This window comes from Massilia sp. Masssp94 (assembly GCF_059491305.1).
On sequence record NZ_CP168501.1, the window covers coordinates 3342580 to 3367734 of the forward strand.

Below are 25155 nucleotides of genomic sequence, written 5' to 3' on the forward strand. Positions count from 1 at the left end.
ATGCGCAACGCACGCGAATTCAACTTCGACGGCCTCGTGGGCTCGTCGCACAACTACGCCGGTCTGTCGTTCGGCAACGTCGCCTCGTTCAACAATGTGCGGAGCGCGTCGAACCCGCGCCAGGCCGCATTGCAGGGCCTCGCCAAGATGCGCGCGCTGGCCGCACGCGGCTTCGCGCAAGGCCTGCTGCCGCCGCAGGCGCGTCCGAACTTCCGCCTGCTGCGCCGCCTCGGCTTTTCCGGCACGGACGCCGACGTGCTGGCGCAGGCGTACCGCGAATCGCCGGTGATCCTCGCGTGCGCGTACTCCGCATCGCCGATGTGGACCGCGAACGCCGCCACCGTCAGCCCGTCGGCCGACACGGCGGACGGCCGCGTGCACTTCACCGCCGCGAACCTGAACAATAAACTGCACCGCGCGGAAGAACATGTGCAGGCGACGCGCACCCTGCGCGCCCTGTTCGCGAACCCGGACCGCTTCGTCGTGCACGACCCGCTGCCGTCGACGCCCGCGTTCGGCGACGAGGGCGCCGCCAACCACACGCGCTTCGCCAGCGCACACGGCGCGTCCGGCGTCGAGTTTTTTGTCTATGGCCGCGTCGAATTCGACCCGTCCGCACCGGCACCCGTGAAATACCCGGCGCGCCAGACGCTGGAGGCATCGCAGGCCGTCGCCCGCCTGCACGGCCTGGACGCGGCGCGCACCGTGTTCGCGTCGCAGAACCCGGCCGTGATCGACCAGGGCGTGTTTCATAACGACGTGATCGCGGTCGGCAACGGCAACGTGCTGTTCTACCACGACCAGGCGTTCGCCGACGAAGCGTCCACGCTGGACGCGCTGCGCCGCGCGCTGGGCGTCACCGGCACCGACCTGCGCGCCGTGCGCGTGGACACGGGCGTCGTCCCCGTCGCCGATGCCGTCGCCAGCTACCTGTTCAACAGCCAGCTGCTGTCGAAGCCGGACGGCGGCATGGCGCTCGTCGTCCCGCACGAATGCCGCGAGACGGCGACCGTGGCCCGCTACCTCGAGCAGCTCGTCGCATCCGGTGGCCCGATCGACGAGTTGATCGAATTCGACCTGCGCCAGAGCATGCGCAACGGCGGCGGCCCCGCGTGCCTGCGCCTGCGCGTGGTGCTCACGGACGAGGAAGCGGCCGCGATGCACCAGGGCGTGCTGATGACGGACGATTTGTATGCGCGCCTCGTGCCGTGGGTCGAGCGTCATTACCGCGACCGCGTGGAGCCGAAGGATCTCGCAGACCCGCAGCTGGCCATCGAATGCGCGGCCGCGCTGGAAGACCTGGAACGCATCCTGGGCTTGCCCGGTCTTTACGACCTTTCATGATTTAATGGCGAATCGTTTCCGGGAACAGGAACCTTAAATAAGAGATCTGGACGGGACAACCCTGTCCGTACCAGCCGGGAACATGTGGCCACAAGCCGCGCCGAACCCGGCGCAACAACCAGCTTTTGGAGAAGCTAAACATGAACAAAGACATGCCTCACGATCTGCGCACGCAAACCCTCGCGCTGGTTAACGAGAACAAGCCGGTGGGCGCTTCGGAACAAGTGGGCGCGCTGATCGGCGCCTGGATCGGCGCCCTGGACGAGGACGACCTCGCCGGCATCGATCCCCGCAACCTCGCCGCCATCCTGTGGGATGCTTTCGCCCAGGTGGCGCAGCGCACGACCGACGGCTGCCAGATCGCGGAGAATCGCTATACGGACGGCCGCTGCGGCATGTCGACCGCCTTGCTGATCCTGAACGAGGACATGCCCTACCTCGTCGACTCGTTCGTGATGGCGCTGCGCCGCCAGCGCGTCGTCGCGTCGGGCGTGCTGAATACGGTGCTGCCCGTGCGCCGCGACGAAGCCGGCCGCGTGGTCGCCGTCGGCGAAGCGGGCGCGCCGCTGGAATCGTATGTCCTGTGCCTGCTGGCGGAAGACCTGCCGCAGGACGAACTCTCCCAACTCATCGAGCGCATCCAGATGGTCGCGCGCGACGCCGCCATCGTGCACCGCGACGCCGTCGCCATGGCCGACCGCATGACCGCCGTTGCCGCCGCCGCCGCCGCACAAGGTACGCCGTCCGGCCAGGAAGTGGCCGCGTTCCTCGACTGGGCCAAGAACGAAGGCTTCGAGCCGTTCGGCTACGCCTACTACTTCGTGAAGCCGGGCGTGCGCGAACTCGAACGCGACATCCCGAGCCGCATCGGCGTGCTGCAGGATACGTCGCACCCCGTCTACGGCACCTGCCTGCAGAACATCCCGGGCGACTTCGAGATCCTGTCCAAGCGCGACGAGACGCTGTCGATCGTGAAGGCCGACGTGGCCGGCACCTTGCACCGCGACCAGCCGCTGGACTTCATCGGCGTGCGCGACACCGACACGCAGGGCAACACGATCGGCGAACACTGCTTCGTCGGCCTGTTCACCCGCGCCGCCACGTCGACCCCGCTGGCGCGCCTGCCGTTCGCGCGCGGCCGCGTGGCGAAAGTGCTGTCCATCGCCGGCGTGCGCCAGGAAGGCTTCCGCGCCGAGAAATTCCTCGAGATCCTGGAGTCGCTGCCGCGCACGGAAGCGCTGGAAGCGGATCCGGACTGGCTCGCCCAGGTGTGCAGCTCCGTCGTCTCGCTGTACAAGCAGCCGCGCGCGAAAGTGTTTGCACGCCGCGACGTCTATCAACGCCACCTGAACGTCCTGGTCTATTTGCCGCGCGAACGCTACAGCGCCGCCGTCGTCGCCGGGCTGGCGCAGGCGCTGAAGGAAAGCTCGGGCGCCGTCGACGTGCGCACGCAGACGCTCGTCGCGGACGGCCCGCTGGCCCGCGTCTACCTGATCGCCCAGGCCGCGCGCTATCCGCTCGACCTGGAATCCGACATCCAGAAACCGCTGCTGTCCGTGCTGGACGGCTGGCATGACCGCTACACGGCGCTGACCGACACCGTCGAAGACGTCCCGACCCGCAACGCGCTGCGCAAGATCCTGCCGACGCTGCCCGTGAACTACGTGGCCGCGACGGCACCGGAAATCGCCTTCCGCGACGTGAGCGCGATCATCGCGAACGGCCAGCAGGGCCACGTCTCGGTCCGCATCGAGACGGATGAAGCGGGCATCACGTCGCTGCGCCTGTACTCGACGAACACGATGCCGTCGCTGTCGCGCATCCTGCCGGCGCTGCAGAACGCCGGCGTCGCCATCGACCGCGAACAAAGCTTCTGGATCGATACGGCCGACGGTACCCGCCGCTACATCACGGGCCTGATCGTCGACGCGGATTCGGCCGCCAAGCTGGCCAAGCCGGGCGTCGCGGAAGTGGCCGGCGAACTGTTCGCCGCGCTGTTCAACGACGAAGCGGAAGACGGCCGCCTGAACGGCCTCACCATCGAAGGCGGCCTGGCGATGCGCGAAGTGCAGCTCGTGCGCGCGTACATCAGCTACTGGCGCCAGGCCGGCAGCAAGTTCTCGACCCGCTACATGGCCGAGACGCTGCGCCCGCGCGCGAACCTCGTCAAGGAACTGGTCGAAGGCTTCGAACTGCGCTTCGACCCGAAACGCAGCGCCGAGGAGCGCGCCGAGGGCGATGCGAAACTGGTCGCGCTGAAGGCGGGCCTGGCCAAGGTCAACCACGCCGACACCGAGGAAATCATGGCCGCGCTGGTCGATCTCGTGATGGCGACCGTGCGCACCAATTACTATCAAGGAACGAAGGAAAATCGCGGCGAGAAGATCATCTTCAAGCTCGACACGAGCCACCTGGCGCTCGTGCCGGAACCGCGCCCGTTCCGCGAGATCTATGTGTTCTCGCGCCGCTTCGAAGGCCTGCACCTGCGCGGCGGCCCGGTCGCCCGCGGCGGCCTGCGCTGGTCCGATCGCATGGAAGACTACCGCACCGAAGTGCTGGGCCTCGTGAAGGCGCAGATGGTCAAGAACGCCGTCATCGTGCCGGCCGGCTCGAAGGGCGGTTTCGTCTGCAAGCAGATGCCGAAGGATGCGGCGCGTGACGTCGTCGCGGCCGAAGGCGAAGCCGTCTACCGCCTGTTCATCGCGAGCCTGCTGGAAGTGACGGACAACCGCGTGCGCGGCGAGATCGTTCCGCCGGCCGACACGGTGCGCTATGACCAGGACGACCCGTACCTCGTGGTCGCCGCCGACAAGGGCACGGCGACGTTCTCCGACATCGCCAACAGCATCGCCGTCTCGCGCGGCTTCTGGCTGGGCGACGCGTTCGCGTCCGGCGGCTCGAACGGCTACGACCACAAGAAGATGGGCATCACCGCGAAGGGCGCGTTCGAAGCGGTAAAACGCCACTTCTACGAGATGGGCCACGACATGAACACGACCCCGGTGACGATGGTCGGCGTGGGCGACATGTCGGGCGACGTGTTCGGCAACGGCGTGCTGCTGTCGCGCCAGCTGAAAGTGCTGGCCGCGTTCGACCACCGCCACATCTTCCTCGACCCGAATCCGGACGTCGTCGTGTCGTTCAATGAGCGCAAGCGCATGTTCGCGCTGCCGCGTTCCTCGTGGGACGACTACGACAAGGAACTGATCTCGGAAGGCGGCGGCGTGTTCCCCCGTACCGCCCGTCACATCGAGCTGTCGCCGCAGGTGCGCGAAGCGCTGGCCATCGAAGAGACGTCGCTCACGCCGGAAGAACTGATGCACCGCATCCTGCTGGCGCCGGTCGACCTGTTCTACAACGGCGGCATCGGCACCTACATCAAGGCGTCCACCGAGACCCACGCGCAAGTGAAGGACCGCGCCAACGACAACATCCGCGTCAACGGCAACGAGCTGCGCGTGAAGGTTGTCGCGGAAGGCGGCAACCTGGGCGCCACGCAGGCCGGCCGTATCGAATTCGCGCTGGCCGGCGGCCGCATCTTCACGGATGCGATCGACAACTCGGCCGGCGTGGACTGCTCCGACCACGAAGTCAACGTCAAGATCTGGCTCGACACCGAAGTCAACGCGGGCCAGCTGGACGAGGGCGAGCGCAACCGCCTGCTGACCGAGATGACGGGCGATATCGAGAAGCTGGTCCTGCGCGACAACACGCTGCAGACGCACCTGCTGGTGCGCGAGGCGCAGGCGCAATCGAACAGCGCCGTCGTCGACGGCTACGCCGCGCTGATCGCGAGCCTGGAGGCGGAAGGCGCCGTGTCGCGCGAGCTGGAACAACTGCCGGGCGAGACGGAACTGCAGCGCCGCAAGGCCCTGGGCCTGGGTCTCACGACGCCGGAACTGGCCGTCGTCGTCGCCAACGTCAAGAACCGCTTCAAGCGCACCCTGGCCGCGCTGCCGCTGACGGAACAGCCGTGGGCCGAGACCATCCTGCGCCCGTACTTCCCGGCGCAGCTGGTCGCCACGCGCGATCCGCTGGCGCACCCGCTGGCCAACGCGATCCTCGCGACCGTGCTGGCCAACGAATCCGTCAACCGCTGCGGCCCGCTGATGCTGCGCGACCTGGCGCTGGAACACCGCATCGACGACGCCGAAGTCGTCAAGTCGTGGGGCCAGGCGTGGGCCGCGCTGCACCTGGCGCCCGTGTTCGAGGCGCTGGACCATGACGCGCTGGTCGTGCCGCGCGACGTGTCGCAGACCGTCGACGCGCGTACCCGCGTGATGCTGCGCACCGTGATCGAAGGCGTGCTGTCGCTGCCGGCGGAGCAGGCCGGTGCCGGCGGCATGGAAGAGCTGTCGAACCTGTTCGCCCAGCCGGAACAACTGCGCCAGCTGATGCCGGCGAAGTCGGAGGCGGACAGCCACGCCGGCCTGTCGTCGTCGTTCGTGCAGGCGTGGAAGGCCGTCGACACGGTCGAATCGCTGGCGACGTTCCTGTTCGCGGCCGTCTCCATCCAGCGTCCGCAAGGCATGTCGCTGGCCGAGTTCCTGCGCGTCGGCATGTTGCTGCGCGAGCAGGCGGGCATCGACACGCTGGAACGCGGCCTCAAGCTGCCGGCCACGAGCAAGTCGCAGGAACAGCTGCGCAACTACGCGCTGCAAGCCCTGCGCCGCACGCAGCAACGCCTGCTGACGGAAGTGCTGGCGGCGAGCCGCACCAGCGGCGACATGCAGTCGGCCGTGCGCGAGCTGACCGCGGCGATGGGCCTGTCGGCCGGCTACGTCCAGCCGACGGACCTGGAGCAGGCGATGCTGGCCGTGTGGTCGCTGTCGGAAGGTTCGAGCCCGGACCGCATCGCATCCGGCACCGCGGCGACGACCGTCGCCACCACCGTCGCGAACGTGGCGTAAGCGATGGCGGCCACCTTACCGAAGGAAATCCGGGCACTGGCCGAAGGCGACTTCGGCGAGGTAGCCGCCCGCTTCGCGCAAGCCGGCTTCACGGTCGGCCAGCCCGCGAAGGGCGTGCTGACCGTGAAGGCCGCGACGCCGTCGGCAGAGCGGCCCGCCGTGCTGCTGTCGGTGGGCGTGCACGGCGACGAGACAGGGCCGATCGAGATGGTGGCCTACGCCATCGAGGCCCTGTCGCGCACGCCCGGCGAGCTCGCGGTGGACCTGATGCTGTGCGTCGGGAACATCGACGCCATCGCGGCCGGCAAGCGCTTCATCGACGCGGACCTGAACCGCATGTTCCGCGACCAGCGCGGCGACCTGGCCGGCACCTTCGAAGCCGGCCGCGCGGACACGCTGATCGCGGCGACGGCCGCATTCTTCGAGGGCAGCGGCCCGCGCCGCTGGCATCTCGACCTGCACACGGCGATCCGCGGCTCGCGTTATCCGCGCTTCGCGATCGTGCCGGAGTTGATCGCGGAGACTCCCCGCCGCGCGCTGATCGCGTGGCTCGGCCTCGGCGGCATCGAGGCCGTCATCATGAACCCCGCGTCCGCGGGCACGTACAGTTACTGGACGGCCGAGCGGCACGGCGCCGCGGGCACCACCGTCGAACTGGGACGCATCGGCACGCTGGGGCAGAACGACCTGTCGCAGTTCGCGGCGATGGCCTCGGCCCTGCATGGCCTGCTGCGCGGGCAAGCGCAGGAGGGCGGCAACGAGCCCGTCGTGTTCAACACGGCCCAGTCGATCACCAAGCTGTCCGATGCGTTCACGATGAGCTTCGGACGCGATACCGAAAACTTCACGCCATTGAAAAAGGGGGAAGTGATCGCGCGCGACGGCGATACTGTTTATACCGTTCAGCACGACGAAGAGTGTGTCGTGTTTCCGAATCCCGATGTGCGCGTGGGGTTGCGTGCGGGGATCATGGTGGTGCGCGCCGGTTGAAAGCGCGTTTGCGCCATGCGCGCTAGACTGGCTCTTTGAAATGCAAAGGGGAGTCTCACCCATGAGCAAGCTGTTTTCTCCGATCAAGCTCGGCCCGCTGGAGCTGGCCAACCGGATCGCCATCGCGCCGATGTGCCAATACTCCGCCGACCGGGGCTACGCCACCGACTGGCACATGATCCACCTCGGCCACCTCGCACTGTCCGGCGCGGGACTTCTCATCATCGAAGCGACCGCCGTGACGGAGGAAGGGCGCATCACCTATGCCGACCTGGGCCTCTGGACCGACGAGCATGCGGCCGCGCTGGAGCCCGTCGTCAATGCGATGCGCAAGCATGCACCGATCAAGATCGCCATCCAGCTCGCGCACGCGGGCCGCAAGGCGTCGAGCGAGGTGCCGTGGCACGGCGGCGCGAATCTTCCGGTGGGGGACTCCCACGGCTGGCAGACCGTGGCGCCGTCCGCGATCCCGCACGCGGAGGGCGAGACCGTGCCGCTGGCGCTCGATGCCGCCGGCCTGCAGCGCGTGAAGGACGGCTTCGTCGCTGCCGCGCGCCGCGCCGATGCGCTGGGCCTGGACGCCATCGAACTGCACGGCGCCCATGGCTATCTGCTGCACCAGTTCCTGTCGCCGCTGTCGAACCAGCGCGACGATCAATATGGCGGCTCGCTGGAAAACCGCATGCGCTTTCCGCTCGAAGTGTTCCAGGCCGTGCGCGCGGCCGTGTCGCCCGAGATGGTGGTCGGCATGCGCATCTCGGCCAGCGACTGGGTCGAGGGCGGCTGGGACCTGGAACAGAGCCTCGTGCTGACGCAGGAACTGGAGCGGCTCGGCTGCCAGTTCATCCACGTGTCGAGCGGCGGGCTGTCGCCGCACCAGAAGATCCCCGTCGGTCCGGGCTACCAGATCGAGTTCGCCGCGCGCATCAAGGCGAACACTCCCATGCCGACCATCGGCGTGGGCCTGATCACGGAGGCGAAGCAGGCCGAGACCATCGTGCAGACGGGCCAGGCCGACATGGTGGCGCTGGCGCGCGCGATGCTGTACGACCCGCGCTGGCCGTGGCATGCGGCCGCGGAATTGGGGGCGACGGTCAGCGCGCCGCCGCAGTACTGGCGCTCGCAGCCGCACGAGTACAAGCATCTGTTCGGCGATACGCGCCTGGGCCAGCGCTGACGGTCGTCGCTGGTTTTCCTCCGTTCGTTCCGCGTTTTACGCCGTCCGTCGCACGCAGGCGGACGGCCCTGCAAGCCCTTGCTACAGTGGCATGGTCAATAACAACAAGGCCATCCACCATGCGTACTCCGTTCGCCATCGCTCTCGCCTGCGCCATCCTCGGCGGCTGCGCCATCATCGTCGCACCGGGCGGCGATGGCGACTACCAGGTCCGCACGCCATTCTCCAGCGATTCCATCGAAGGCAACGGCGTGCCCGCGCGCGACGAGCGCACGATCGCCACCGTGCCGGCGCTGGAAGTGAACGGCACGATCACCGTCGACGTGCGCGTGGGCCCGGCGACGTCGCTGGTCGTGGAGGCGGACAGCAACCTGCTGCCGTTCATCCGCACGGAGCTGCGCGGCGACCGGCTCGTCATCGAGAAGGAGCGCTCGTTCCGCACCAACAATCCCGTGCGCGTGACCTATACCGTGCCGCGCCTGACGAACGTCCGCCACAACGGCTCCGGCCACCTGTCCGTGCAAGAGCTGAACGGCGGACCGCTGGTCGTGGAAGCGCAGGGATCGGGTTCCGTGCTGCTGACGGGCCGCGTGGCCAGCCTGGACGTGGTGCAGAACGGTTCGGGCAGCATCGACGCGACGACGTTGCAGAGCAGCGGCGGCAACCTGACCTTGACGGGTTCCGGCCGCATCGTCGCGGGCCGCATGCAGGGCGAGCGCCTGACGGCGAACCTGAACGGCTCCGGCCAGCTGCGCGTGACGGGTGCGGTGCGCCACCTGGCGGCGCGCTCGAACGGCTCCGGCCACCTGGACCTGGCGGACCTCGTCAGCGAGCAGGCGGACCTGTCGTCGACGGGATCGGGCGGCATGACCGCGAACGTGCGGCAGTCGCTCGTCGCGCAGAATAGCGGCTCCGGCGGCATCCGCGTGTACGGCAATCCGTCGCAGCGGACCGTGAGCGGGAAGCTCGTCCAGGTCGTGAATTAAAAACGCCGGCGCGAAGGCCGGCGTTTCGATTACAGCAGGTGGTCGAGCAGCTCCGGACCGAACACCTCGCGGTACAGGCGGCCGGCCGGCACGCCCGCATTCAGGAGACCGAGCCACTGGGCCTGCATGAACTTGTGCGGGCCGCACAGGTAGACCGACGCCTCGTCGTGCGGCCATGCCGGCAGCTTCGCCACGTCCATGCGGCCTTCGATCACGCCGGCCGCACCTTGTGCGTCCTCGTGGAAGGTCACGACGGACAGGTTCGGCATCACGGACACCAGGCCTTCGACTTCCGCGCGCAGCGCGTGGTGGCCGGCGTCGCGTGCGGCGTGCGCGAAGATCACGCGGCGCTGCGGATTCACCTGCGTCACGCGCTTCAGGGCGGACACCATCGGCGTAATGCCGACGCCAGCCGACAGCAGCACGAGCGGCGCGTCGCCTTCCGTCTCCGGCAGGAACTCGCCGAACGGGTGCGACACCTGCAGCGTGGCGCCGACCTTCACGTTGGCGTGCAGCCAGTTCGACACTTCACCGGCCGGCGTATCGTCCACGCCGTCTTCGCGCTTCACCGAGATGCGCAGGTCTTCACCATTCGGCGCATCCGACAGGCTGTACTGGCGCAGCTGGTGACGGCCGCCCGGCAGGTCGACCGCGACGCTGACGTACTGGCCCGGCTTGAACGCGGGGACCGGTTTGCCGTCGGCGGGGACGAAGCGGATCGACAGCACGTTGACGGATTCCGTCTTGACTTCCACGACGCGCATCGGACGGGTGTCGCCCGGCTGGATGCCGGCCGTGCTGTACAGGTTCGCTTCCGCTTCGATCAGCAGTTTGGCGAGCGAGTTGTAGGCTTCCTTCCACGCGTTCAGCAGCGGTTCCGTGGCGGCGTCGCCCAGCGTGGCCGCGATGGATTCCAGCAGGTGCTTGCCGACGATCGGGTAGTGCTCGGCGCGGATGCCGACCGACACGTGCTTGTGCACGATGCGCTCGACGACGGGACCCAGCGCGCCCGGGTTGCCGATGTTGGCCGCGTACGCGAACACCGCCGATGCCAGCGACTGCTGCTGCGCCCCACTGGCCTGGTTCCCCATGTTGAAAATGCGGGTCAGTTCAGGATGCGCGCCCAGCATGTTCGTGTAGAACAGCTTGGTGATCGTCAGGCCGTGCTGGCGCAGGACGGGGACGCTGGCATCGATGTAGGGGCGGGAAGCTTCCGAAATCATGGTGGTTCCTTTAATTATGCATTTAAGATGCAGATTTAAGATTCAAAAAAAGGCCCGCACAGCGGGCTTGCCATCAATATTGAAGTTAATCCTCACTCACCGGCTCGGGCAGGGCCACGGCGGTTTTCGCCGCTGCGCTATCCCAGAACATGCGATGCATGCGCACCACCTGTTCGCCCGTGCCGCCGGCGGTCGCGTGGGCCAGCGTGTAGCGGTCCATCGCGTCGTAGAACGCCCGCATGCCGGCGCGCAGCATGCCGCGCAGCTGGCAATCCATCTTCAGCGCGCAGTCCGTGCCGTCGCAGTCGACCAGCTCGTCGTCTTCGCCTTCCAGCTTGCGCAGTACCTGGCCGATCGTCAGGGTGGCGGGATCGGCGGCGAGGCGCAGGCCGCCGTTGCGTCCGCGGGTCGCCTGCACCCAGCCCAGCTTGGCCAGTTGCCCGACCACTTTGACCAGGTGGTTCAGCGGGATGTCGAATTGCTTGCCGATCTCGGCCACCGTTACCGGATGCGGACGTTCTCCCGCGCGTTCCAGATAGATCAGGACACGCAGGCCAATATCGGAGAATCGGGTGAGTCGCATCGGATCAGCTCAGTGGTTACGAGCGTATTCTAACTCCATGTGCGTATTCTACCTAAATCTGCATTAAAAATGCATGTTTAGCGGAAGTATTTTTTTTCCCGCAGTGAAAGCAGTGCCGGGAACTGGCCCTATAATCGCGGACTTTGGATAAGACAACAGCGCTACCCGCGCCAAGAGGACGACGACGTGAACCAGACACTGGGCCAAAAGCTCTTTCGTACCAAGACGTCCGAGCACAAGCTCGATGACGGCCATGCCCACGCCCTGGGCCGCTCGCTGGGCTTGTTTCCCCTGACGATGATCGGCGTCGGTGCCACGATCGGCACCGGTATCTTCTTCACGATGGTGGAAGCGGTGCCGAAGGCCGGTCCGGCCGTCGTGCTGTCGTTCCTGATGGCCGCCGTCACCGCGGGCCTCACCGCGCTGTGCTATGCCGAACTGGCCAACCGCGTGCCGGCCGCCGGCTCCTCGTATTCGTTCGCCTACGCCACCGTGGGCGAGTTCGCCGCGTTCATCGTCGCGGCCTGCCTGCTATTGGAATATGGCCTGGCCGCCAGCGCGACCGCGATCGGCTGGTCGGATTACCTGAACAACTTCCTGCAGAACGCGCTCGGCTGGCAGATCCCCGACGCGCTGCGCTCGCCCCTGGTCGTCGCGGGCAAGAACGGCGGCGTCGAATTCCACACGGGGCACATCAACCTGCCGCCGATCCTGCTCGTCGTGCTGTGCTGCGTCCTGCTGATCCGCGGCACCAAGGAATCGGCGACGACGAACGCCATCATGGTGCTGATCAAGCTGGCGATCCTCGTGTTCTTTTCCGCGATCGCGCTGTCCGGCTTCGACATCAACAACTTCCACCCGTTCGTCTGGCCGGCGGACGGCAAAGGCGTCGGCGGCCTGGCCGGCGTGACGGCGGCCGCGGGCACCGTGTTCTTTTCGTTCATCGGCCTGGACACCATCGCCACGGCCGGCGAGGAGGTCAAGGACCCGACGCGCGACGTCCCGATCGGCATCCTGGCCGCCCTCGGCATCGTCACCGTGTTCTACATGCTGGTCGCGATCGCGGCCCTTGGCGCCCAGCCGGCGTCGATGTTCGCGGGCCAGGAAGCGGGCCTCGCCGTGATCCTGCAGAACGTGACCGGCAAGGCATGGCCGGCGCTCGTGCTGTCGGCCGGCGCCGTCATCTCCGTGTTCTCGGTGACGCTGGTGACGATCTACGGCCAGACGCGCATCCTGTACGCCATCGCCAAGGACGGCCTCGTGCCGAACGCCTTCCGCAAGGTCAATCCGCGCACGCAGTCGCCGGTGACGAACACGCTGATCGTCAGCATCGTCGTGGGCGCCGTGGCGGGCCTCGTCGACTCCACCTTCCTGTGGGATATGGTGAGCATGGGGACGCTGGTCGCGTTCATGGTCGTGTCGATCGCGGTGCCGGTCATCCGCCGCAAGCAGGGCGAGACGGGCCGCAAGGGCTTTCGCGTGCCATTCGGGCCTTACCTCGTGCCGGGGCTGTCGATCCTCGCGTGCCTGTATCTCGTCGGCGGGTTGTCCAGCACGACTTATACGGTGTTCACCATCTGGATGGCGGTGGCCGTTCTCACGTATTTCGGGTATGGGATGCGGAACAGCCGGTTGAACAAGACGGATGCGGCGCAGGCGGAGTTGACGCACTAGCCACCAACGTCGTCCCTGCGCAGGCAGGGACCTGATGTGGACGCGTCGCGACGGCGCTCGCAAAATTGGGCCCCCGCCTGCGCGGGGGCGACGGTTCATTTCGCCAACGGCCTCACAAACGTCAGCAGGCTGACGAGCGTCTTCCCCGGCTCCTCCCACGGCACCATGTGCGCCGACCGCTCGAACCACACCGCCTGTTTCGACGGCGCCTTCACCTGCTTCAGCCACGCCTCCGTCGGTGCTGTCGGCGTCGTGTAATCGTGCCTGCCCAGGAACATCACCACCGGGATCGGGAAGCTTTTCACGTTCGAGAAATCCACCTGCACGAACTCCGGCAAAATGCGGCCCAGCGTGAGCAGGTTGCCCTGGTCGATGTCCTTGACCTGCTGCGCATCGTATTCCGGCGACAGGCGCGGACCGTCGAAATAATAGGCCGACTCGCTGCGGTAGGCGCTCAATCCGCCGTAGTACTGCGGCCACTTGCGCGCGACGATGATGCGTTCGCGGGTGATCGGCTGGTTGCCGGGGTAGGGCGCGATCGACTGCAAATCGCGCAGCGCTTCCTCGTTCTTGTGCTGTTTCGCCTGTGCCAGCGCGTAGTCGAAGCTGATGCGTTCGTTCTCGCGCACGCTGATCACCTGGCCGATGCCGACATAGGCATAAAACAGGTCCGGACGCTTCAGCGCCGCCTTCATGCTCACGATGGTGCCCCAGCTGTGGCCCATCAGGATCAGCTTCCGCTTGCCGTAGCGCCGGCGCAGGTGCTCGGCCACCTCGATGGCGTCGTCGACGTAGCGGTCGATACGGATGGTGTCCGCGACCTGCGCGGGATCGGTCTCGCCATAGGTCTTGCCGGCACCGCGCTGGTCCCAGTTCGCGATGGTGAAATATTCCTCGAGCGGGCGCTCGAACTGCCACAGGGTCGGCGTGACGGGCGCCGCCGGGCCGCCGTGCACGAACAGGATCATCGGGTTGTCGCGCTCCTGGCCGCGCACGGTGAGCCACTGGTCGATGCCGCCGATGCGCGTCTTGTACGATTCCTGCACGCCGTGCGGCGCGACGATTTTATCGAGGTCCGCCACGATGGCGCGGGCTTGCGTCCATGCCTGCGCCCGCTCTTGCCGTATTTTGTCGTCCTGTGCGTGCACGTGGGCGCATGCGACGGCGAGCAGTGCCCAGATCCAGATCCGCTTCATACCAATTCTCCTTATGCGTGATGTGCAGGCAGTGTAAGGAATCCGCTCCGAGCCGGCAGGCCCGATGGCATGGATTGCGCATTGCGCGGTATGAGATGCAGATGGCGCGGATGGAATACTTGGTACACTTGTCCGACTGCCAACACGACGAAGACCCACCATGAACACACAGCTCCAGCCAACCCGCAACGACATCCTCCCGCCCCACGTCGACCATCTCAGCGCCATCCTGCCGGACGACCCGTTGCTGATGATGGGCGCCGGCCCGGTGCCGATCCCCAGCGCGGTGGCCCGCGCGAATTCGCTGGTCATCAACCACCTGGGCGAGACCATGGCGAAGATCATCACCCAGGTGAAGGACATGGCGAGATACGTCTTCCAGACCCGTTCCAACTGGGTGCTGGGCGTGGCCGGTCCCGGATCGGCGGCGATGGAAATGGCGATCTGCAATCTGGTCTGGCCCGGTACGCGCGTGCTCTCGATCTGCAACGGTTTCTTCAGCGGCCGCATGGCGGAAATGAGCCGCCGCGCGGGGGCGGACGTCGTCACGATGAACGAGATCTTCCCGCACTCGATGTCGCTGGACAGGCTGGAAGCGCTGCTGGACGAACACCGGCCCCATTGCCTGACGCTCGTCCAGGGCGAAACGTCCAACACCACGTTCAACAACGACGTGAAGAACATCGCGCGGCTGGCGAAGGCGCGGGGCTGCCTCGTCATCGTCGACGCCGTGTGCACGCTCAGCACGACGCCGTTCGAGATGGACGACTGGCAGGTCGATGCCGTGATCACGGGCGGGCAGAAAGGGCTGTCGTCGATTCCCGGTGTCTCGCTGCTTGCGTTCTCCGACGCCGCGTGGAGCCGGATCCGCGAACGGCCCACGCCGAATACGCACTGGTGCCTGGACGCCCTGCTGGCCGAGAACTTCTGGCACAAGGCGTCGTACCACTACACGGCGCCGGTGTCGGGCGTGCTGGCGCTGCACGAAGCCTTGCGCCTCGTGTGCGAAGAAACGCTGCCGGTCAGGTTCGCCCGCCACCTGCGCTGCTCGACCGCGCTGCAGGACAGCATCGAGGCGATGGGCCTGTCCCTGTTCGCGCCCGCGGAATCTCGGCTCAATTCGGTGGTCGGGATCAATCTGCCGGAGGGCATCACCAACCAGGCCGTCTGCTCCACGATCTCGAGCCGCTACCAGGTCGAGATCTCGGGCTCCTTCGGCCTGCCGATCGTCAGGATCGGGCAGATGGGCGAGCAGTGCCGCGCGCATCACCTGTTCCGCACGGTGCACGCGCTGGGCAGCACGATGCGCGACCTGGGCGCGACCGTGGATCTGCCGTCCGGCATGGCGGAACTCGAGAACTCGCTGCAGCGCTCCAAGGCCGACTGATCACAGCACGCCCATCTCCTTGAGAAGGTTGTCCGCATGGTCGACCTTCTCCATGTTCCACAGGATGTAGCGGACGTCGACCTGGATGTCGCGCGTGGCGCGCGGATCGAAATCCCAGTCGGAGATGATCGAATCGAGCGTGCCGTCGAACGCGAGGCCCACCAGCTCGCCGCGCGCGTTCAATGCCGCGGAGCCCGAATTGCCGCCCGTGATGTCCAGCGTGGCGAGGAAGTCGACGGGCACCGTCTTCAGCTTCGGATCGGCCCAGCGGCCGAAGTCCTTCGCGCGGATCGCGGCCAGCTGGCGCGCCGGTGCATTGAACTCGCCTTCGCCCGTGTGCTTGGCGACGACGCCCTTCACGGTCGTGAACGCGGTCCATGAGCCGGTGCCATCGGCGCCGTAGTCGCGGCCCTTGACGTTGCCGTACGTGACCCGCAGGGTGCTGTTCGCGTCCGGGTACACGGCGCGGCCCTTGCTGTTCATGTACGCGATCTTCGCCTTCATGTAGCTGGCGTAGGTCTTCTGGATGCTCCCCGCCAGTTCGTCTTCTTCGGCCTCGCGCTTCATGTCGGCGTCGTACATCGCGACGGCGGCCCTGATGAAGCTGTCGTTGCTGGCCCTGAACTCCTGCGGGGTCTTCGTCAGCCACGCCGTGCGTACTTCCTTATCCTGCAGGTGCGAGCCCGCGTAGATGCGGTCCAGCGCCGTTTTCAATTCGGCTTCGCTCATGCCCGGCCTGATGCCCAGCCCACTGTCGAACGCGGCGTCGTGCTGGTCGGCCGGCTGCGCGTTGTACTGCTTCAGGAAGTTCAGCACGAGGGCCTTGTCGACCTTTTCGTCGTACGTCCGGTCCTGGCCGCCGATGACGGACGTCAGGCGCGGCAGGTCGCGTTCCTGGTAGCCGGACTTGCGTTCGACGTCCGGCTTCGTGCGCTCGTTGGCCAGGCGGTACAGGGTGCGCGCCGAGTTCAGGAAGCGCGGCACCGAATACCCGAGGAAGAATTCGCGCCGCGAGTCGGCGTCGCGCCGGGCGATCAGCTTTTCGACCGCCTCGATGTCCGCGCCGAATTCGGCCTTGCGCCGCGGGTCCGCAGCGACCCAGGCTTTCAGCGCATTGTGCTCGGCCGTCTTGCGCGCGAGGATGTCGCTGCCTTCGTAGCTGGCGATCATGCCCTTGCGGTTCTTGTAGTAGTTGTTGACGCTCGCGATCTGGCCCGCGTACTTCAGGCGCGCGGCCGGGTCGTTCTTCGTCTCGCGCTCGATGACGGCCAGCGTTTCGCCCGACGCCTTCACGAAGGCCGGATAATTCCAGTCGAACGTGAACGCCACTTCGGACGGCAGGCGGTGCCGGTTCGTGCGGCCCGGGTAGCCGAGGGCCATGACGAAATCGCCTTCCTTCACGCCGTCCTGCGCGATTTTCAGCCACAGCTTCGGGCGGTACGGGACGTTGTCCTTGGCGTAGTCCGCGGCCTTGCCATCCTTGCTGACGTAGGCGCGATAAAAGCCGTAGTCGCCCGTGTGGCGCGGCCACATCCAGTTATCGGTATCGCCGCCGAACTTGCCGATGCCTACCGGGGGCGCGTGCACGAGGCGCACGTCGCGGATCTCGAGCTGCTTGATGCGGTAGAACTCGAGGCCGCCGTAGAAGCTCGCGACGGTGCAGCGGTAGCCGGCGTCCTTCTCGCATTCGGCGACGAGTGTTTTCTGGTTCTTTTCCATCGCGTCCAGGCGCGCCTTGCCCGTCAGCTGCGCGACGTCCGGCGTGATCACGCGGCTGCTGACGTTTGCCACTTCCTCCGTGACGAACACGCGGCTGCCCGGCGCGGCCGGCAGTTCTTCCGCCATTGTCTTCGCGAGGAAGCCGTCGGCGAGCAGGTCGCGTTGCGGCGTGGAGTTCACGGCCACGCTGTTGTACACGCAGTGGTGGTTCGTGATCACGAGGCCTTGCGGCGACACGAACGACGCCGAGCAGCCGCCCAGGCTCACGACGGCGCCCATCGGGAACGCGGTCAGCCTGGTAAGAGCCGCCGGATCAAGTTTGAGGCCGGCGGTCTTGAGTTGCTGCGCGATTTGCGGCAGCTGCTGCGGCATCCACATGCCCTCGTCGGCCTTTGCGGAAAACGAGGCGAAAATCGCGAGCGCAATGAGGGTCTGTTTCATGGTTAGTCCTTTATAGCTGCGCCCCGATCAGGTCAGCCAGCTTGCCGCCGATTTTTTCCATGAATGGGCGGTTCTGCCACGCCTGCAAGGTGATGGGGCGCGCGTGTTTCCAGTCGTCTTCGAAGACAGCTTCTTGTTGCTTGGCAAAGTCAGGATCGAGCACGTTCAGGTTGGCCTCGTCGTTGAGGATGAACGAGCGGTTGTCGAAATTGGTGGAGCCGACGGAGACGAGCAGCGAATCGACGACCAGTGCCTTCACGTGGTACATCGTCGGCTGGTACTCGGCCATCTTGACGCCGGCTTCCAGCAATTCGCCCCAGCGCTCGCGCGAGGCGGCGCGCACGACGTCGGAATCGATGATGGGGCCCGGCGTGATGATGCGCACGTCCACGCCCCGTTTCGCCGCCGCGACGAGCGCCTTCACGGCCAGTTCGTCCGGCACGAAGTACGAGTTCGACAAGTGGATCGTGCGGCGCGCGGCCGTGATGGCCAGCAAATACATCAGGTGCATGCTCTCGCTGCCGCCCGTGGGCGAGCTGGAGAACATCTGCGCGGGCATGTCGCCCTGCGCGACGAGGGCGGGGAAGTAGGCGGGCCCGTCGAGGACGGCGCCCGTCGCCTTGGTCCAGTTGTCGTTGAACACGGCCTGCATCTGGCCGACGACCGGGCCTTCCACACGGAAATGCGAATCGCGCCAGTGCTCGGGATCCTGGGCGTTGCCGCGCCATTTGTCCGCGATGCCGACGCCGCCCGTGAAGCCGACCTTGCCGTCGACGATCAGGAGCTTTCTGTGCGTACGGTTGTTCAGGCGCGCGAGTTTCCACCAGACGGGCTTGTGGTAGCGGTGCAATTCGACGCCGGCGCGGCGCATCTCGTCGAGCGACGCGTCGTCGATCTTCATGCTGCCGATCCAGTCGAGCAGCACGTGCACCTTGACGCCGGCGCGCGCCCGTTCCGACAGCGCGTCCGTGAATTCGCGGCCGATCGTGCCTTCCCAGTAGATATAGGTTTCGAAGCTGATGGATGTCTGCGCCGAGCGGATCGCGTCCAGCATGGCGGGGAAAATCTTGTCGCCGTTGAGCAGCACTTCGGCCTTGTTGCCCTCGATGATGGGCGGGCCCAGCAGCACGCCCAGCGAGCGGCGGAATTGCGGATCGTCCGTGTCGTACAGGCGCGTGAGCTGCGTGTCGATCTTCTTTTCGCCTGGCGCGAAGTTCAGCACGAGCAGGCCCGCCACGAGGGTGGCGACGCAGGTGATGAGGACGACGATGGGGCGTTTGATACGCATGAGTTCGATTTGAAGACGTAAAAAAACCAACGCCAGCCGACGTTGGTTTTCAAAGCGGGGCTTGCACCTGCTTAGCGGACGCGGCCGCGACGCAGCAGATTCACGATTGCGAGCAGGATCACAGCGCCCAGGAACGAGACCAGCAGCGAAGATACACTGAAGTCATCGGAGTTGATGGTGCCATTACCAAACAGCGGGGACAGCAGCCAGCCACCCAGGAAGGCTCCCACGATACCGACCACGACATTGAGAATCATGCCTTGCTCAGCATCCGTCTTCATGACCATGCTGGCGAGCCAGCCGAGCACACCACCAACGACGATCCAGATAATGAATAACATGTTGAGTCCTCCTCAAGTTGGAAAAAACATACTCCAGGCCAATTGAATGCCGAGGCCATGTGCAAAGTCTATTGATGCACACGGTACCGGGTCGGTGCGTTGCCGAACGTTAGACGCGCAAACTCCGGCGACGTTCTCTTGTGGTGCGGAATGTCCCTAACTGGGTGCGTCACCGAACAGAAGCGCCTTGCTCGGCAGGCATATCGTTCAATCACTTTGCATCGAAAGGCGCGTCGAAAAACCTACTGCGCGTTGCATTTGCAGTTTGCGATGCTCACTGTACTTTCGTACAGCTGCGCTTCTCAACCGCAACTGCGGCCGCTCGCTACGGTTTTTCGAGACGCCTTGAAACGTAACACCCCGGACCGCTTCGATTACTGAAAGGAACGTACATCATGGCTATTTTCGACAACACGACCACTGAGCAGAACAAGCAGAACCGTATGGTGACCGGGCTGTTCCCCGACCGCGCCAGCGCGGAGCGCGCCTACAGCGCCATCTCCACCCGCGGTTATACGAAGGACGACGTCAACCTGATGATGTCGGACACGACCCGCAAGACCCATTTCTCCGACACCGAGACTGAGCTGGGCAGCAAGGCCGCGGAAGGCGCCGCTGCCGGTGCAGGTATCGGCGGCACCATCGGCGCCGTGCTTGCCGGCGTGGCCGCCATCGGCACCTCGCTCGTGATCCCGGGCGCAGGCCTCGTCGTCGCCGGTCCGCTGGCGGCAGCCCTGGCCGGCGCAGGCGCGGGCGGCATTACCGGCGGCCTGATCGGCGCGCTGATCGGTGCCGGCATCCCGGAAGAACGCGTCAAGCACTACGAGGAAGGCATCAACAACGGCGGCATCGTGCTGGGCGTGACGCCGCGTTCGGACGAGGACGTTGCCTACCTGAACCAGACCTTCACCGATAACGGCGGCTCGCACGTGATCGGCACCGGCATCGGCGCCGCCGCGGGTGCCGCCACCGGCGCCGCACTGGGCGCGGCCGGCGGTCCGATCGGCATGGCGGCCGGTGCGGCGATCGGCGGCATCGCCGGCGGCATGGCCGGCAAGGGCGTGGGCGAAGTCGTTAACCCGAAAGCGGGCGACGACCTGGGCGAACACTACCTGGCCAAGGGCACGGGCGCCGCAATGGGCGCGGCTGCGGGCTCCGTGGCCGGCCCGGTCGGTGCGCTGGCCGGTGCCGCGATCGGCGGCCTGGCCGGCGGCGCGGCGGGCCGTGGCGCGGGCGAAGTGGTGAATCCGCATTCGGAAGACCGCCTGCATGAACACAACCTGGCCCAGGGCACGGGTGCGGGTGCGGGCGCACTGACCGGTGCGGCCGTGGGCAGCGCGGCCGGTCCGATCGGCACCGTCGCGGGCGCAGCCATCGGCGGTATCGCCGGCGGCATGGCCGGCAAGGGCGCGGGCGAAGTCGTGAACCCGAAACCGGGCGACGATCTGCATGAGCACAACCTGGCCGGCGGCGGCGGCGCGGCAGCCGGTGCCGCGATTGGTGCCGTCGGCGGCCCGGTCGGCATGGCGGCAGGTGCAGCCATCGGGGGCATCGCCGGCGGCATGGTCGGCAAGGGTGCCGGCCACCTCGTGAATCCGACGGTGGAGGATGCGTACTGGCGCTCGAACTACCAGACGCAACCGTACTACACCACGGGCTACACGTACGACGATTATTCGCCGGCCTATGCGCTGGGCTACAACAACGCCCGCCGCTTCCCGTCCTACGACCTGGCCGAGCCGCACATGGCCGACGAGTGGGATCGCGTGAAGGGCCATTCGCGCCTGTCGTGGGAGCAGGCCAAGTCGGCCAGCCGCGCCGCGTGGGATCGCGTGGAGCGTGCGATTCCGGGTGATTCGGATCGCGACGGCCGCTGATCGTTCGGCGGCGCTACGAACCCGGCAAAAGAAAAAGCCCCGCGGCCGTGCTGGCCGCGGGGCTTATTCTTTTGGATCGAGCGATTACTGCTTGACGGCTTCGACCTGGATCGCCAGCTTGACTTCCGGCTTGAAGCCCATCTTGACGCCGTAGTCCACGCCGAAATCGGCACGGTTGAACGTGGCCGACGCATCGGCGCCGCACACTTCGCGCTTCAGCATCGGGTGCTGGATGCACTTGAACGAGTTGATGTGCAGGGTGACCGGCTTGGTCACGCCGTGCAGGGTCAGTTCGCCGTCGACGGTGGACGGTGCGTCGCCCTTGAACACGATCTTGCCCTTGTAGGTGGCGTTCGGGTACTTGGCCACGTCGAACATGTCCGGGCCCTTGGCGTGCTCGTTCATCTTGGCGTGGCCGAAGTCCAGGCTGTTCGCGTCGATGGTGATGTCGACGGTGCCCGTCTTGGCCGCGCGGTCGACGACGATGGAGCCTTCCGTCTTGTCGAACTTGCCGCGCCAGTTCGACAGGCCGCCGAAGTGGTCGGCCTCGAAGCTCGGGTACGTGTGGTTCGAATCGATCTTGTAGGTGTCGGCGGCGAAGGCGGCGCTGGAAGCGAAGGCGACGGCCAGGAGGGCGAGGTGCTTGAGTTTCATGTAAGGCGATCCTTTAACGATAAATAGTGTTTATTGTCCCGCTGCGACGCGGAATTTGATGACGACTTCGTCGGCGACCATGCTCGTGTCTTTCCACTCGCCTTCGCCGATGTTGAAGGCCAGCCGCTTGATCGGCAGTTGCCCTTCGAAAACCTGTTTGCCGCCTTCCGGCTTGATGGTGACCGGGAAGGTCACGTCCTGGACCCGGCCCTTGATGGTCAGCTTGCCCGAGACAGAGAGCTTGCCCGCGCCGGCCGGCTTGATGGCGGAGGAGACAAAGGTTGCCTTCGGAAACTTGGCCGAGTTGAACCAGTCCTTGCCGGCCACTTCCTTGTTGTACTCGGCCTCGCCGATGTCGAAGCTGGCCGTGTCGATGTCCACGCGCGCCGTCGCTTTTTCCGGGTGCGCCGCGTCGTAGTCGATCTGCGCGTTGAAGCTCTTGAACTTCGATTCGACCGGCACGTTCATCTGCTTGAACACGGCCGAGACGCTGCTGTGCGCGACATCGGTTTTCAGCGGTACGGCGCTGGCGATCAGCGTCACGCCAGCCAATACGGCAGCCAGGCCGCCACGGGTGAATTTCATGGTTTTCTCCTTCAGTGGGAACGGCCGGGCAGCATGCGTCCGAGCGTGCCGTCGCGGTCGACGAATTGGTGCTTCAGGGCGGCGACCACGTGCAGGCCGACGAGGCCGGCCATGACCATGTTCAGCCAGTAGTGGATCGGCTTCAGCGTGTCGGCCAGCGCCGGGTTCTTGGCGATGAACACGGGCAGCTGGAACAGGCCGAAATAGACGACCGGGAAGCCGGCCGCCAGCGTGTAGAAATAGCCGGACAGCGGCACGGCGAAGATCAGCACGTACAGCAGATGATGCAGGCCGTGGGCGGCGCCGCGCTGCCACGCGGGCATCGTGTCGGGCAGCGCCGGCGGACGGTTCTTCAGGCGCCACAGCAGGCGGATCGTGGCGAGCAGCAGCACGGTCACGCCGGCCCATTTGTGCCACGAAAAATACTTCAGCTTGGTGGGCGAGATGCCGGGAATGTCCGTCATCACGAGACCCAGCGTGAACGCACCGATGATCAGCACGGCGATCAGCCAGTGAAGCACGATGGCGGTCGTGGTGTAGCGCTGCATGACGGGTCTCCGATGAATTAGTACGAATTAGAACTAAATATTACCAAACTACCCAGCACACTAGCATGAGTTGCGGGTAGCTGTGGATTTGCAATAGGGATACTTTAACGGTTCCAAATATTGCGCGGAAGCTATCCATACGGATAACTTTGTTCAGCCAGTGGGACAATCCGTGGCGCATATGCCATGTCTGCATATGTGAAGGTAAAATGTCAAGAAAACGGATTTATAAAACATAATGACCCACACGCCCGGTCTGCCTTTGTTAGTGGCGGCGCTGATGCTGACCTTGCCGGCGCATGCCGGGGAAGCGGCGCGTCGGGGCGAGTTCGCCGACCTGTCGATCGAAGAACTGGCCAACATCGACGTCACGTCCGTCTCGCGCCGGCCCGAACGCCTGCAGGGCGCGCCGGCCTCCGTGTACGTGATCACGGCGGACGACATCCGCCGTTCGGGCGCCCGCAACCTCGCCGAGGCGCTGAACCTCGCGCCGAACCTGCAGGTCGCGCGCAGCAGCAACGCGAACTATTTCATCTCCGCGCGCGGCATGAACGGCACGAGCAACAGCCCGGCCAACAAGCTTCTCGTGATGATCGACGGCCGCTCGGTCTATTCGCCGCTGTTCTCCGGCATGTTCTGGGACGAGCCGGACGTGATGCTGGAAGACGTCGAGCGGATCGAAGTGATCAGCGGCCCCGGCGGCACGTTATGGGGCGTGAATGCCGTCAACGGCGTCATCAACATCACGACCCGCCACGCGCGCGACACCGTGGGCGATCTGCTCGTGCTGCGCGCCGACGTCGACGGCGTCCAGGCTGCATTCCGCCACGGCGGCGCGATGGAGGGTGCGATGGGCAAAGGTGCGTGGCGGGCCTACGGCAAGGTGTTCGGACTGGGGCATAGCGAACTCGCCTCCGGCCGCGCGATCGACGACGACTGGACGCAGGGCCAGGTCGGCTGGCGCGGCGACTGGGAGCGGGGCGAGGAGCGGTTCAGCGTCAACGCCAATGCCTGGCGCGGACGCGAGGGCCAGCCGGCGCCCGGCGTCATCGCGGCGCCGGGTGCGGGCACGGGCCTGGACGACATCCAGCTGCATGGCGCCAACGTCACGGGACGCTGGGAGCATGTGCTCGACGGCGGCGGCAGCGTGACCGCGCAGGCGTATTACGACTACCGCTACCGCAAGGTGCCGCCCACGTTCACGGACGCCGTCGGCATCCTCGACCTGCAACTGCAGCACGCGCTGCCCGCGCACGGCCGGCACAGCATCGTGTGGGGCGGGGAATACCGCACCAGCCGCGACCGCGTGGACAACAGCCGCTTCGTCGCGTTCCTGCCCGCGCGCGACACGCAGGCCTGGGCCAGCCTGTTCGCGCAGGACGAGGTGGCCCTGCGCGACGACCTGAGCGCCACGGCCGGCGTGCGCTGGGAGCGCAATCCGTACACGGGCACGGAATTCCTGCCGAACGTGCGCCTGTCCTGGCGCGCCACGCCGATGCACGCGTTCTGGGCGGCCGTGTCGCGCACCGTGCGCGCGCCGTCGCGGCTGGACGTGGACGCGTACGTGCCCGGAGCGCCGCCCTACCTGCTGGCGGGCGGCCGGGGCGTGCGGACGGAGACCGCGCGCGTGCTCGAACTGGGCTATCGCGGCCAGGCGGGGCAGATCGTGTCGTATTCCGTGACGGCGTTCCGCAACCTGTACGACCACCTGCGCACGCAGGACGTCACGCCGGCCGGGCAGATCGTGTTCGGCAACCTGATGGTAGGCCAGGCGCGCGGCCTGGAGGCGTGGGGCAATGTGCAGATGACGCAGGCGTGGCGTTTGTCCGCGGGCGCCACGCTGCTGCACGAGGAATTCGCGTTGAAGCCGGGCAGCCGCGACCAGGGCAGCCCGATGACGACGGGGCGTGATCCGGCCTACACGGCCCAGCTGCGTTCCAGCCACGCGATCGACGCGGACCGCGAACTGGAACTGGCCGTGCGCCGCAATGGCGCGTTGGGATTTCCGAACGTGCCGGCTTACTGGGCCGTGGATGCCCGGTTCGGCTGGCGTTTCGCGCCGGGGATGGAGTTATCGGTGATCGGGACGAACCTGAACGGCGGGCACGCGGAGTACGGCGTGGCGTCGGTGCGGACCGAGGTGCCCAGGACGGTGGGAGTGAAGCTGACGTGGCAGCGCTAAACCCGTCGTTCCCGCGCAGGCGGGAACCCAAGTTCTGCACGCGTTTCGAC

At 66.4% G+C, this 25155-nt stretch carries 18 protein-coding genes; 9 read left to right on the forward strand and 9 right to left on the reverse strand.

Annotation, left to right across the window (positions count from 1 at the left end):
- The 5 genes from astB (at position 1) to ACEN9G_RS14875 (ending at position 9407) form a co-directional block, all read left to right on the forward strand.
- Complete coding sequence (astB, locus tag ACEN9G_RS14855; RefSeq protein WP_413337073.1) at positions 1 to 1344, forward strand: N-succinylarginine dihydrolase; 1344 nt, start codon at positions 1 to 3, stop codon at positions 1342 to 1344.
- A 140-nt stretch (positions 1345 to 1484) separates the two neighbouring features.
- A complete protein-coding gene (locus tag ACEN9G_RS14860; protein WP_483126728.1) occupies positions 1485 to 6254 on the forward strand; it encodes an NAD-glutamate dehydrogenase domain-containing protein in 4770 nt (1589 codons plus the stop codon).
- 3 nt (positions 6255 to 6257) lie between these two features.
- Positions 6258 to 7244 (forward strand): succinylglutamate desuccinylase, encoded by a 987-nt coding sequence (locus tag ACEN9G_RS14865; protein WP_413337071.1) that lies wholly within the window; start codon positions 6258 to 6260, stop codon positions 7242 to 7244.
- Positions 7245 to 7305: 61 nt separating this feature from the next.
- Positions 7306 to 8421, forward strand: a complete 1116-nt coding sequence (locus ACEN9G_RS14870) for an NADH:flavin oxidoreductase/NADH oxidase (RefSeq protein ID WP_413337070.1) — start codon at positions 7306 to 7308, stop codon at positions 8419 to 8421.
- A gap of 119 nt (positions 8422 to 8540) precedes the next feature.
- Complete coding sequence (locus ACEN9G_RS14875; RefSeq protein WP_413337069.1) at positions 8541 to 9407, forward strand: head GIN domain-containing protein; 867 nt, start codon at positions 8541 to 8543, stop codon at positions 9405 to 9407.
- Positions 9408 to 9436: 29 nt separating this feature from the next.
- Here the strand turns inward: ACEN9G_RS14875 and ACEN9G_RS14880 are convergent, their stop codons facing one another.
- On the reverse strand, positions 9437 to 10630 hold the full coding sequence (locus ACEN9G_RS14880; RefSeq protein WP_413337068.1) for a globin domain-containing protein: 1194 nt from the start codon (positions 10628 to 10630) through the stop codon (positions 9437 to 9439).
- Positions 10631 to 10715: 85 nt separating this feature from the next.
- Complete coding sequence (locus ACEN9G_RS14885) at positions 10716 to 11213, reverse strand: RrF2 family transcriptional regulator (protein WP_413337067.1); 498 nt, start codon at positions 11211 to 11213, stop codon at positions 10716 to 10718.
- A 186-nt stretch (positions 11214 to 11399) separates the two neighbouring features.
- Here ACEN9G_RS14885 and ACEN9G_RS14890 point away from each other — a divergent pair, with 186 nt between their 5' ends.
- A complete protein-coding gene (locus ACEN9G_RS14890) occupies positions 11400 to 12887 on the forward strand; it encodes an APC family permease (RefSeq protein ID WP_413337066.1) in 1488 nt (495 codons plus the stop codon).
- A 95-nt stretch (positions 12888 to 12982) separates the two neighbouring features.
- On the opposite strand, the gene ACEN9G_RS14895 is transcribed toward ACEN9G_RS14890, so the two are convergent.
- Entirely contained in the window at positions 12983 to 14083 is a 1101-nt protein-coding gene (locus ACEN9G_RS14895) for an alpha/beta fold hydrolase (RefSeq protein WP_413337065.1), read from the reverse strand.
- 160 nt (positions 14084 to 14243) lie between these two features.
- Here ACEN9G_RS14895 and ACEN9G_RS14900 point away from each other — a divergent pair, with 160 nt between their 5' ends.
- Positions 14244 to 15470 carry a pyridoxal-phosphate-dependent aminotransferase family protein gene (locus ACEN9G_RS14900; protein WP_413337064.1) on the forward strand — a complete coding sequence of 409 codons (1227 nt, stop codon included), beginning with the start codon at positions 14244 to 14246 and terminating at the stop codon, positions 15468 to 15470.
- On the opposite strand, the gene ACEN9G_RS14905 is transcribed toward ACEN9G_RS14900, so the two are convergent.
- The 3 genes from ACEN9G_RS14905 to ACEN9G_RS14915 all read right to left on the reverse strand — a co-directional run bounded on the left by ACEN9G_RS14905 (position 15471) and on the right by ACEN9G_RS14915 (position 19259).
- Positions 15471 to 17630 carry a S46 family peptidase gene (locus ACEN9G_RS14905; RefSeq protein WP_413337063.1) on the reverse strand — a complete coding sequence of 720 codons (2160 nt, stop codon included), beginning with the start codon at positions 17628 to 17630 and terminating at the stop codon, positions 15471 to 15473.
- A 10-nt stretch (positions 17631 to 17640) separates the two neighbouring features.
- A complete protein-coding gene (locus ACEN9G_RS14910) occupies positions 17641 to 18918 on the reverse strand; it encodes a phospholipase D-like domain-containing protein (RefSeq protein ID WP_413337062.1) in 1278 nt (425 codons plus the stop codon).
- Positions 18919 to 18989: 71 nt separating this feature from the next.
- Positions 18990 to 19259 (reverse strand): GlsB/YeaQ/YmgE family stress response membrane protein, encoded by a 270-nt coding sequence (locus ACEN9G_RS14915; protein ID WP_413337061.1) that lies wholly within the window; start codon positions 19257 to 19259, stop codon positions 18990 to 18992.
- Positions 19260 to 19654: 395 nt separating this feature from the next.
- Between ACEN9G_RS14915 and ACEN9G_RS14920 the strand changes: the two genes are divergently transcribed.
- Entirely contained in the window at positions 19655 to 21136 is a 1482-nt protein-coding gene (locus ACEN9G_RS14920) for a hypothetical protein (protein ID WP_495605546.1), read from the forward strand.
- An 84-nt stretch (positions 21137 to 21220) separates the two neighbouring features.
- On the opposite strand, the gene ACEN9G_RS14925 is transcribed toward ACEN9G_RS14920, so the two are convergent.
- From ACEN9G_RS14925 to ACEN9G_RS14935, 3 genes are read right to left on the reverse strand one after another with little or no spacing between them, the layout of a single operon-like run.
- Positions 21221 to 21790 (reverse strand): YceI family protein, encoded by a 570-nt coding sequence (locus tag ACEN9G_RS14925; protein WP_413340657.1) that lies wholly within the window; start codon positions 21788 to 21790, stop codon positions 21221 to 21223.
- 30 nt (positions 21791 to 21820) lie between these two features.
- The gene (locus ACEN9G_RS14930) at positions 21821 to 22375 is read right to left on the reverse strand and encodes a YceI family protein (protein WP_413340656.1); all 555 of its coding nucleotides are present in this window, start codon (positions 22373 to 22375) and stop codon (positions 21821 to 21823) included.
- A gap of 11 nt (positions 22376 to 22386) precedes the next feature.
- Entirely contained in the window at positions 22387 to 22923 is a 537-nt protein-coding gene (locus tag ACEN9G_RS14935; RefSeq protein ID WP_413340654.1) for a cytochrome b, read from the reverse strand.
- A gap of 238 nt (positions 22924 to 23161) precedes the next feature.
- Here ACEN9G_RS14935 and ACEN9G_RS14940 point away from each other — a divergent pair, with 238 nt between their 5' ends.
- Complete coding sequence (locus ACEN9G_RS14940; RefSeq protein ID WP_413340653.1) at positions 23162 to 25105, forward strand: TOL_0244 family TonB-dependent receptor; 1944 nt, start codon at positions 23162 to 23164, stop codon at positions 25103 to 25105.
- Positions 25106 to 25155: the final 50 nt, after the last annotated feature.

Bases quoted from the DNA above. Each gene is read 5' to 3' on its own strand.
- astB (WP_413337073.1), top strand. From the start codon at position 1: ATGCGCAACGCACGCGAATTCAACTTCGACGGCCTCGTGGGCTCGTCG.
- ACEN9G_RS14860 (WP_483126728.1), top strand. From the start codon at position 1,485: ATGAACAAAGACATGCCTCACGATCTGCGCACGCAAACCCTCGCGCTG.
- ACEN9G_RS14865 (WP_413337071.1), top strand. From the start codon at position 6,258: ATGGCGGCCACCTTACCGAAGGAAATCCGGGCACTGGCCGAAGGCGAC.
- ACEN9G_RS14870 (WP_413337070.1), top strand. From the start codon at position 7,306: ATGAGCAAGCTGTTTTCTCCGATCAAGCTCGGCCCGCTGGAGCTGGCC.
- ACEN9G_RS14875 (WP_413337069.1), top strand. From the start codon at position 8,541: ATGCGTACTCCGTTCGCCATCGCTCTCGCCTGCGCCATCCTCGGCGGC.
- ACEN9G_RS14880 (WP_413337068.1), bottom strand. From the start codon at position 10,630: ATGATTTCGGAAGCTTCCCGCCCCTACATCGATGCCAGCGTCCCCGTC.
- ACEN9G_RS14885 (WP_413337067.1), bottom strand. From the start codon at position 11,213: ATGCGACTCACCCGATTCTCCGATATTGGCCTGCGTGTCCTGATCTAT.
- ACEN9G_RS14895 (WP_413337065.1), bottom strand. From the start codon at position 14,083: ATGAAGCGGATCTGGATCTGGGCACTGCTCGCCGTCGCATGCGCCCAC.
- ACEN9G_RS14900 (WP_413337064.1), top strand. From the start codon at position 14,244: ATGAACACACAGCTCCAGCCAACCCGCAACGACATCCTCCCGCCCCAC.
- ACEN9G_RS14905 (WP_413337063.1), bottom strand. From the start codon at position 17,630: ATGAAACAGACCCTCATTGCGCTCGCGATTTTCGCCTCGTTTTCCGCA.
- ACEN9G_RS14910 (WP_413337062.1), bottom strand. From the start codon at position 18,918: ATGCGTATCAAACGCCCCATCGTCGTCCTCATCACCTGCGTCGCCACC.
- ACEN9G_RS14915 (WP_413337061.1), bottom strand. From the start codon at position 19,259: ATGTTATTCATTATCTGGATCGTCGTTGGTGGTGTGCTCGGCTGGCTC.
- ACEN9G_RS14920 (WP_495605546.1), top strand. From the start codon at position 19,655: ATGGCTATTTTCGACAACACGACCACTGAGCAGAACAAGCAGAACCGT.
- ACEN9G_RS14925 (WP_413340657.1), bottom strand. From the start codon at position 21,790: ATGAAACTCAAGCACCTCGCCCTCCTGGCCGTCGCCTTCGCTTCCAGC.
- ACEN9G_RS14930 (WP_413340656.1), bottom strand. From the start codon at position 22,375: ATGAAATTCACCCGTGGCGGCCTGGCTGCCGTATTGGCTGGCGTGACG.
- ACEN9G_RS14935 (WP_413340654.1), bottom strand. From the start codon at position 22,923: ATGCAGCGCTACACCACGACCGCCATCGTGCTTCACTGGCTGATCGCC.
- ACEN9G_RS14940 (WP_413340653.1), top strand. From the start codon at position 23,162: ATGACCCACACGCCCGGTCTGCCTTTGTTAGTGGCGGCGCTGATGCTG.